The 8640-nt window shown below is 33.9% G+C and carries 17 protein-coding genes and 1 pseudogene; 14 read left to right on the plus strand and 4 right to left on the minus strand.

Annotation, left to right across the window (positions count from 1 at the left end; genetic code table 11):
• The 8 genes and pseudogenes from V7014_RS21600 to V7014_RS21635 all read left to right on the plus strand — a co-directional run.
• Positions 1-404, plus strand: a pseudogene (locus V7014_RS21600) (hypothetical protein); the annotation flags it as partial.
• A complete protein-coding gene (locus V7014_RS21605) occupies positions 313-1221 on the plus strand; it encodes an ATP-binding protein (RefSeq protein ID WP_335510203.1) in 909 nt (302 codons plus the stop codon). The pseudogene V7014_RS21600 and the gene V7014_RS21605, both read left to right, overlap by 92 nt.
• A gap of 8 nt (positions 1222-1229) precedes the next feature.
• Positions 1230-1442: a hypothetical protein gene (locus V7014_RS21610; protein WP_335510205.1), complete on the plus strand. Its 213-nt coding sequence runs from the start codon at positions 1230-1232 to the stop codon at positions 1440-1442.
• Complete coding sequence (locus tag V7014_RS21615) at positions 1442-1876, plus strand: YopX family protein (protein WP_335510206.1); 435 nt, start codon at positions 1442-1444, stop codon at positions 1874-1876. The genes V7014_RS21610 and V7014_RS21615 overlap by 1 nt, the downstream gene beginning before the upstream one ends.
• Positions 1877-1888: 12 nt before the next feature.
• On the plus strand, positions 1889-2635 hold the full coding sequence (locus tag V7014_RS21620; RefSeq protein WP_335510208.1) for a phage antirepressor: 747 nt from the start codon (positions 1889-1891) through the stop codon (positions 2633-2635).
• 9 nt (positions 2636-2644) lie between these two features.
• Complete coding sequence (locus tag V7014_RS21625; RefSeq protein ID WP_335510210.1) at positions 2645-3073, plus strand: DUF1064 domain-containing protein; 429 nt, start codon at positions 2645-2647, stop codon at positions 3071-3073.
• 45 nt (positions 3074-3118) lie between these two features.
• On the plus strand, positions 3119-4207 hold the full coding sequence (locus tag V7014_RS21630) for a hypothetical protein (RefSeq protein WP_335510212.1): 1089 nt from the start codon (positions 3119-3121) through the stop codon (positions 4205-4207).
• A gap of 23 nt (positions 4208-4230) precedes the next feature.
• The gene (locus V7014_RS21635; protein ID WP_335510214.1) at positions 4231-4521 is read left to right on the plus strand and encodes a hypothetical protein; all 291 of its coding nucleotides are present in this window, start codon (positions 4231-4233) and stop codon (positions 4519-4521) included.
• A gap of 23 nt (positions 4522-4544) precedes the next feature.
• On the opposite strand, the gene V7014_RS21640 is transcribed toward V7014_RS21635, so the two are convergent.
• The 4 genes from V7014_RS21640 to V7014_RS21655 form a co-directional block, all read right to left on the minus strand.
• Positions 4545-4718 (minus strand): DUF4083 family protein, encoded by a 174-nt coding sequence (locus V7014_RS21640; RefSeq protein ID WP_335510216.1) that lies wholly within the window; start codon positions 4716-4718, stop codon positions 4545-4547.
• 531 nt (positions 4719-5249) lie between these two features.
• Complete coding sequence (locus tag V7014_RS21645) at positions 5250-5495, minus strand: hypothetical protein (RefSeq protein ID WP_335510218.1); 246 nt, start codon at positions 5493-5495, stop codon at positions 5250-5252.
• Between the two features lie 171 nt (positions 5496-5666).
• Entirely contained in the window at positions 5667-5912 is a 246-nt protein-coding gene (locus tag V7014_RS21650) for a hypothetical protein (RefSeq protein WP_335510219.1), read from the minus strand.
• Between the two features lie 111 nt (positions 5913-6023).
• Positions 6024-6209, minus strand: coding sequence for a hypothetical protein (locus V7014_RS21655; RefSeq protein WP_335510221.1), 186 nt, complete (start codon positions 6207-6209; stop codon positions 6024-6026).
• A gap of 67 nt (positions 6210-6276) precedes the next feature.
• Here V7014_RS21655 and V7014_RS21660 point away from each other — a divergent pair, with 67 nt between their 5' ends.
• The 6 genes from V7014_RS21660 to V7014_RS21685 all read left to right on the plus strand — a co-directional run bounded on the left by V7014_RS21660 (position 6277) and on the right by V7014_RS21685 (position 8416).
• Positions 6277-6663, plus strand: a complete 387-nt coding sequence (locus tag V7014_RS21660) for a YopX family protein (RefSeq protein WP_335510223.1) — start codon at positions 6277-6279, stop codon at positions 6661-6663.
• 21 nt (positions 6664-6684) lie between these two features.
• Positions 6685-6954 (plus strand): hypothetical protein, encoded by a 270-nt coding sequence (locus tag V7014_RS21665; protein ID WP_335510225.1) that lies wholly within the window; start codon positions 6685-6687, stop codon positions 6952-6954.
• A gap of 147 nt (positions 6955-7101) precedes the next feature.
• Entirely contained in the window at positions 7102-7335 is a 234-nt protein-coding gene (locus tag V7014_RS21670) for a hypothetical protein (protein ID WP_335510227.1), read from the plus strand.
• A complete protein-coding gene (locus V7014_RS21675) occupies positions 7316-7495 on the plus strand; it encodes a hypothetical protein (protein ID WP_335510230.1) in 180 nt (59 codons plus the stop codon). The genes V7014_RS21670 and V7014_RS21675 overlap by 20 nt, the downstream gene beginning before the upstream one ends.
• 85 nt (positions 7496-7580) lie before the next feature.
• Positions 7581-8081, plus strand: coding sequence for a sigma-70 family RNA polymerase sigma factor (locus tag V7014_RS21680; RefSeq protein ID WP_335510232.1), 501 nt, complete (start codon positions 7581-7583; stop codon positions 8079-8081).
• Positions 8082-8194: 113 nt separating this feature from the next.
• On the plus strand, positions 8195-8416 hold the full coding sequence (locus V7014_RS21685) for a hypothetical protein (protein ID WP_335510234.1): 222 nt from the start codon (positions 8195-8197) through the stop codon (positions 8414-8416).
• The last annotated feature ends 224 nt before the right edge of the window (positions 8417-8640 follow it).

The raw sequence follows: 8640 nt of genomic DNA on the forward strand, positions 1-8640 counted from the left end.
ATCCAGTGCCGTCTGAAGAAATATTACATACTTCTGAACAAGCAGTTAGTGAATTGCTTAATCGTTTCATTCAATTACGAGCTAGAGGGTTTGATCACTCTGCAAGTGATTATCAAGCAGCATGTGAAATTATTGAAGCTGGTGTGCCCTTGGAGCAAGCATTGTTATACCTTACTGAACGTTTTGAAACATATACACCTAAACATAGCCGAGATCGGATAAACGGATTGAATTATTGTGTTGGGTTCATTATAGATAAACATAATAAATCTCAGGAATCACAAAAGATAGCAAAAAGGAGGATAAATGACAATGGCAACAACAATCGAGCAAGTGCTGGAAAACCTCCGCAAACGTCAATCACAGGTAATCAAACAGGAAGAATCAGAAGAAATAAAGCCTGATTGTCCAAAGTGTGATGATAAAAACGTCATTATTTATCGGGTTCACAAGGATACAGAGCGGATTGTTGATGCAGAGCACAAGGTTACGAAGCCTGAAAGCATGGTACTAGAGAAAGACTTCTTAAACGGTGAAGTATGTAGCCCAACGGAAGCTTGGGAATGGAGAGATACATATGCTGTTCCCTGTGAATGTGTACATGAGAAGAGAGTACAAAAGCTTATGAAGGCTAGTGAGATTACGGATGCATTTAAACGTCTAGGGTTTCAAAACTACATTACAGAAGGTAAACCAGCAGCGATTGTAGATGCTTATCAATGTGCTTTGGAATACTATCAGAATTTCATGTCCATAAGAAAAAATCGTCAGAATAGCATTTCTCTATTAGGACAGCCGGGCGCAGGTAAAACGCACCTATTAATGGCTATTTCAAATAATCTTATCAGTAGAAAAAGTGTTCCAGTATTGTACTTTCCTTTTATCGAAGGGATGGACGATTTAAAAGACGACTTTGATCAGTTAGAAGCTAAGTTAGAACGGATGAAGAAAGTAGAGTTACTTTTTATAGATGACCTTTTTAAGCCAGTGGGAAAAGAAAGAAAGCCTAGAGCAACCGAATGGGCCATTGAAAAGATGTACGCGGTTATTAATTACAGATACCTTAACCATTTACCGATTATGGTGTCGTGTGAGTTATCGGTAGATGAATTAGTGGATGTTGATGAAGCATTAGGTACTCGTATTTTTCAAATGTGTAAGGACTATACAGTGGTTATTCCACGAGATATTAAATTGAATCATAGATTAGAAGGATTGTAGGTGAAGATATGGTTGAAACAATGGGATTTAATAACGATGGTTGGTATTGCATCATTGCATGGAAAAAAGACGGTTTGTTCAAGTCGAAAACGGTTTGTTATACACCGGATGATGAAAAACAGGCGTTAGATCGTTTCAATACGTCAACTGATTTTTACGGTAGCTATTTTGATGAATACGAGATTCTACCAGGTTGGAAGCAGGAAAGGGTGAGTGCTTGATGAACGTGATTAAAGTTCGCGCCTGGGATAACGTCAAAAATAGAATGTATTACGTTGGGGAGGAAGAAGATGTTGTTTTCTCATTCGATTCTAACGGTATTGTTGCAACAGATATTACAGAGGATGAAGAAGAATTTAAAACCCTTCATCATCTTAAATATATGCAGTTCACAGGCTTAACAGATAAGAATGGTAATGAGATTTATGAAGGGGATATTGATTCGGATGGTAGAAATCTTTCTGTAATTTGTTATATCGAAAAGTATGGGGCTTATTGTGCTGTTCCTTCGGACTTGTACTTACATGAAGATTACGAGGATAAAGTGACTTATGAATATGGTTATGACTGTTATTTTCACAACGCCACTCCAGAAAGATATTTAAACATCATCGGCAACATCTACGAAAATCCAGAACTAATTCAAACAGCTTAAGGAGGAACTATCATGAATGAATTACAAAAAGTATTCGAATTTCAAGGTCGTAATTTAAGAGTTGTTGAAAAAGATAATGAATCGTGGTTCGTGGCAAAAGATGTTTGCGAAATTCTTGAACTTTCCAACCCTTCAATGGTAATGAGTCGGCTGGATGATGAAGAACGGTCTAAGTTCAACTTAGGGCGTCAGGGTGAAGTTAATATTGTAAATGAATCAGGATTGTACGAGTTGATCTTTGCAAGTCGAAAGCTCGAAGCGAAGATGTTCAAAAAGTGGGTTAAGCAAAAAGTATTACCATCCATTCGCAAGCATGGGGCATATATGACAAATGATGTTCTAGAAAAGGCTCTTACAAGTCCTGATTTCCTTATACAACTTGCAACTAATCTCAAGATTGAGAAAGAAGGCCGTAAGAAAGCAGAAACTAAACTTTTACAACAACAACCACTTGTATCATTTGCAGAAGCATGTATGGCATCAGAAAAGGCTTTATTAGTACGTGAACTTGCAAAGTTAATGTCTAAGAATGGCTTTGTAATCGGAGAGCGGAAACTATGGCAAAAGTTACGTGAATGGAAGTTAGTCTTTCCTAATAAAGCGGAGCCATATCAGGAATATATCAATCGAGGATATTTCGAGATTTCTCAGGGTGTTAAAGAAACGTCATCAGGCAATCTTGCTTGGCTCACTATGCGCGTTACTCCAAAAGGGCAAGCGTACATCATTAATCGATTAAAAAAGGAAATGGCTGCATAGGGGGATTTTATGGGAGTAGCAACTAGATCAAAGTACGGAAATCAAAAAGTTAAAGTTGATGGAATCACATTTGATAGTAAAGCAGAAGCGATGTATTACAACCAACTTAAATGGATGAAGGCAAATAAGCAAATCAAGGACTTTGAGCTGCAACCACGGTTCGAGTTGCTGCCATCCTTCTCTAAGAACGGCAAACACTATCAGAATATTGAATATATAGCGGATTTTAAGGTTATCAAGGCTGATGGATCATACGAAATCATTGATGTTAAAGGCAAGGAAACAGAGGTATTCCTTATCAAACAAAAGTTGTTTGAGCGTATTTATCTCGATACAGTAAAGGTTTTGAAACTAGTAGATGGTCATGGGTTTATGGATATGGACGAGTATAAAAAGCTTGAGAAAGAAGCTAAGAAAAGAGTGAGAAAGGCTAAGTAGCAAAATTTGTATTATGTTTCCTAAAAAATTACGAGGGGGCTAATCATGGAAAAGAAAACTTTTTACTCATCGTCAACGGATACAACTATTAGTGTTCATGGCGGAAAGTTAGATTTATTGAATACAATTTTTGATTTATTAAAACAGCGAGGATTCCTTATTCAAACTGATAGAGAAATTTTAGAAGAGTACCCTATTTTAGCAGATACTCATTGGGAAGGATCTAAAGGGAACTTGCTCTTTAAAGCTAAGATATATCCAGCAGGTTTTAAATTTGAATTCTATCAAGAAGTAAATACAAAGAATCGAAACGGAGGATACTACGATTTTGACAAGTTCAAAATGATGCCTTATCTAGTCCGTTGCGAGTTCGTATTAACAAGAAAATACATGTGTCAGTTAATCGAGCAAGAAGGCTTTGAAAATACTGCTGAACCTAACTTTAAGTTTGCAATCGATAAGGTTATGCATAAAATCAAAACCTGCTGGCATTATGAAGACGGTAAAGAGCTTCCAGAATATGAGCATCCAAGCTATAACGCTACAGATAAAAATGGGAAACAATTACGAAACGGACAAGTTAAATATTTTTATGGATATAAAAGAAGATTGATGCGTGGAATTGTTTATCACAATATCAATAATATGTGGTGGGTAGTGATAAATAAATTTGAATATCGTAACATTGCTGCATTCGAATTGTTTGATATAGAGACAGGTAATATTCCAAGTAGACGTATTAAAAATAAAGAAATTCCTCAACGCATAAGAGCGGACAAATTACGGGAAAAATTCAAAGCATCAGGTCTTAGTTATGCAAAGTTAAATGAAGATCATATTCAGAAGCTTAGGCTGTTATTAACTAAAGAATTTGAGATATTCGGTAGTGATATGAAATTGAAACTATCTAAACCTCGTAAAAAAGACATAAAGTTTTTGAAACGTACTGGCTTACAATATGCAGTTATTGAAGTTGATGGCTATTATTTTAGCCGACGTGAAGCAATTACTTTTAGTTCAAATGGTTTTATCGGTTTTGCCGGATGGGCTTGTGATTACAATGTAACACCGTTTGTCAGCGCTTTTGAAAAATGGCTCCATTGGTTATCAGAAACGATTGAAGTAGCAGCATAATTCCAAATAAGGGAGGAAGAAAGATGGAATTTAAAGAAGCGAAAGAAATTATTCATGCTGGTCTTGCTTTCGCTAACTGGTCAGATGATGTAAAGCAAGCTATGAGGATAGCATTGCAATCAATGTCAAAAGTGGAACAGCTAGAGAAAGACAAGAAGAAACTTGTTATGAAACTACAGCAAAAAATAAAAGTTTTAGATAAACGTATCGAAGTAAGAAATGGCCCTTGTTTTCAGGATGAATCTCAGCGGATTCTTGACTTTCACTCAGAATCTTATGCCTATGAGAATGTTCTTAAAATGATTGGTGAATAGGGGAGGAAGAAAGAAGGACAAAACTAAGATTTTTTATCCTTCTCTAGTAAGTCTATAATTTTATCGAGTTTTTTCTCAATAGCGTTACTATTTTCATGATTACGTGAAGTGTTCTTTAGTAATCTTCTAACAAAAAGAGCAAATGAAATTGTTAAAACAAAGATAATTAGAACTAAGTTGTCACTAATAAATGTCATAATAATTAACCTCAGTTTTAGTTAATTGTAACAAAAATAACTTTATATAACATAAAAAAGAAAACACAAGAATTAGTATGTTTACTTAATGAAAAAAGCCCACTTATAAATGGACTTAGCTGAAGAAAATTATGGTTTCATTCACTCTGAAAGAAAGTAATGAATACTAATGAAAGAAAAAATGCATAAAAAAGGAATAGAGAATGAATCACAAAACATACAATCCGAATTGGAGATTTGGGGCTTAACCACGCAAGAATAAATCCCATGATAGGAAATGTTATAAAAATTAATATTGTGATAAAATCTGGAAAAATTGAAATTTCAAAAAAATAAAAAACAAAGAGTATTAAACCAAATATCACAGACAATAGACTTTTCAAGAATGCACCTCAAATTAATAGTTTTTATTATTTTAACATAACTTAGGTGATTCTTGGTTATTAGGAAACAAAAGGTTGAGGGAGTTACGCAGTAGAAAAGTAAATTGTCAAAAAGAGCATCTACATTTGATGCTCTAATATCAATCTACTATTCTTCATCGAGATAGGGAAAGAAGGTAAATGAACGGTTAGATATGTTTACCTTATGTGTTGCATCATACCTATTCTTATCAACTTCGATTGAATTTTCCTCTGTAATTAATACTACCGATTGGTCATTCTCACCGTCGTGTATGGAAAATTTATCAGAATTTTCAACGTTAACATATACAGAGTATGTTTCAGGTATTACGATAGTCCAGCCGTGTGTTAATGGGAATTCTCTTGTTTTCAAAAATTATCACCTCAAATTATAGTCAGTACTAGTGTGTAACTTTATTGGAGAAAAATCAATAGAAAAGTGAAACTTCGAAGATGATAAGAAACACAGGCTTGAGGGAGTTACGCAGTAGAAAAGTAAATTGTCAAAAAGAGCATCTACATTTGATGCTCTAATATCAATCTACTATTCTTCATCGAGATAGGGAAAGAGGGTGAATGAACGGTTAGATATGTTTACCTTATGTGTTGCATCATACCTATTCTTATCAACTTTGATTGAATTTTCTTCTGTAATTAATACTACCAATTGGCCATTACCACCGTTGTGTATGGAAAATATATCAGGATTTTCAACGTTAACATATACAGAGTATGTTTCGGGCATTACGAGAGTCCAGCCGTGTGTTAATGGGAATTCTCTTGTTTTCAAAAATTATCACCTCAAATTATAGTCAGTACTAGTGTGTAACTTTATTGGAGAAAAATCAATAGAAAAGTGAAACTTCGAAGATGATAAGAAAAACAGGATTGAAGGAGTAGATCACTCGTTCTGCTCCTCCTTCTCCTTTTTCTTTTCAAAATAAATCCAAAGAGAAAAATCGATTATGTAGTAAAGAGCTAGGTAGGAAAAAAAGATGCTTTGTTTAATGGTTGGATAAATCATCAATACAATAAATGCACTTAATATAAATATAGCTCTCATAATCCAAAATTGTTTTTTACTCATATGTAATAGACTCCTTAGTGAGTATTCTGATTAATTACTATATTAGCATATTTAGGAGGTTATCAGTTTGAGAGAAATTAAGTTTCGTGGGAAGTCTATCATGACTGGAGAGTGGGTCTATGGGTCTCTTATCCAAGAAGATAAATGGGCTTTTATAAGAAACCTTGATAAGAATGGTATTCGAAATATTTATCAAGTTGATCCAGAAACAGTTGGTCAATATACAGGTTTAAAAGATAAGTCCGGTACAGAAATTTTTGAAGTGGATTTTTTGCAAGATAGAGATATCATTACTCAAGTTGTTTTCCGAGATTCTGAATGGCAAGAAAAACTGATAAGTAGCCCTAAGAATCATTTGCGTGATTATTTTCCATTTAGCAATGAGATATCTTTAGCTACAACGGTGATCGGTAACATATATGACAATCCAGAGCTTTTGGAAACAAAAGAGTAAAGATAGATGGAGGTTTTACTAATGTCAGAGAAGAATAGGATTGATGTAAGAAAAGATGGGAAAAGCGTATCTAAGTATAACTCAACGTGTGTCCCTCGTGTGGGAGAATTTTTAGAATTAGATATTATACATGAAAAGCGGACAGGGATTTTTGAAGTAGTAAATGTTATACATCGTGTTTTTAAACAAACATCAACTAATAGTGAACATGTCGTAATTGAAATTAAAAAAACGCAAAAAGCGAGTCAATTGTTTAAGGATTGGTATTATCCAATGGAAACAAAAGAGTAAGCGAATTTAATAGATAACAAACGGAGCGAAATAGAATGTTTCTTAAGAAAGCTAGTCTAGCCGAGTTACAATTCTTGGCTAGACATACTGATTATAGATATTTAGCACTTATCGAGTTACAGAAAAGACTTTCAAAAAGGTGAGGTTATGAAGCAATTATCAATATACAATGAATTAGGATTAGAAGATGATCCAGTTTATATTATGATATCTGAATTGAGAAATAAAAGCTCTATTGTTATAGGCAAAATAAAAATACACAAAAATCAATATGGATTATATGAAATCATTAGTAGTGAAATACATGAATGTGCCAGTGACTTGTTAGGCTGCTATGAGACGATTATTAAGGGGGAACAACATGAAGCCTTTAGTTGGTGATGGTACTGCAATAATAAGTTTAGATGAGAATGCAACATACTATGTGAAAGATGGACAACTTAAGAAAGTGGATAATATACCTTCTGGATATGGAACACAGACTATTGTATGGAAAAAGGGTAAGCCTGAATACTGCGACATTCAATATACATCTAAATAAGCCTAGCGGAAGAACCGGGGCACTGAACAATCGCTTATGCGGTGTTTGGTGCTCTTTTTTTATTTTAATTAATGAGGTGCTGTTTATGGAAGAATTATTGCTTCAATATAGAGCTTCGCTTAGAGAAGTTCGCAAATTAATGCTTACTGCGAATGAAGAAGATAAGAAAATTCTAGGAAGTATGGCATCTGATTTAGTTTATGCAATTGAATGGATGAGAACAGGAAAGCAACCAGGGCCAAGACGTGGAATTGAGAGAAGAGCTGCATATCAAAAAGAGCGGCCGTGCGATCCGATATTAATGCAAAGATATTTTAGAACAACAGCAGAAGATGTATATGAGTGGGATAATCATCAGCAAGAAGATACTTTATCTTATTGGGATAGAGTTAAACTAGATGATGCCTTATCAGTTCTAACAGAAAGAGAAAAAGAAATATTTTTGATGTCAAAAGGTAATTGTTTATCATTTTCAAAAATTGCAGATTTACTTGAGGTCTCAAAATCAACTGTTCAAGATACTATAGAAAGAGCAGATAAAAAAATTACAGAACAAATTAACACGAGTTTATTTTGTTTTACGTAAACTTACAAGTTTTTAGTGGTTATTGAGAAATTTGTCTTAAAAAAATCAGGGTATTTTTGTGGAGTATATTGTAAATAGTGGTAATTAATGATTAAATTACTAGGAGGATTTATATGAGATTATCTCAAAGCTCAAATAATTTTGGGGGAGGAATTATTGTGGCATTAAATGATACTGTTGAAGTTATTTCTAATAGTAATGAAGAATTGTATGGAGTAATAGGAACTGTTATTGGTATTGAACAATCAGATATGGGAACAGAACTTAGGATAGAAACTGAAGATGGCTTTAAAACGTGGATTGACATTGAAGATGTAGAATTGTGTCAATATTAAGAAAAAATAGTAATTAATCTAGTTTGATGGTATATTTATCCTATCTCATAATATAAGGAGGTAGGATTTTTTATGCATATGGATTTTAGAGTTTATCAGTTGTTGTATGCTAATGATTTAATTGAAAGAGGGCAAGAGTTATATGAATATTTAATGTCTTTAACTAAAATGCCTGGAGAACATGGATTTGAATATTGTATTACTAATGAAATTACGTACGATAG

This window comes from Bacillus sp. JJ722, assembly GCF_036963345.1.
In the GTDB taxonomy this organism is placed as follows: domain Bacteria; phylum Bacillota; class Bacilli; order Bacillales; family DSM-1321; genus Bacillus_AD.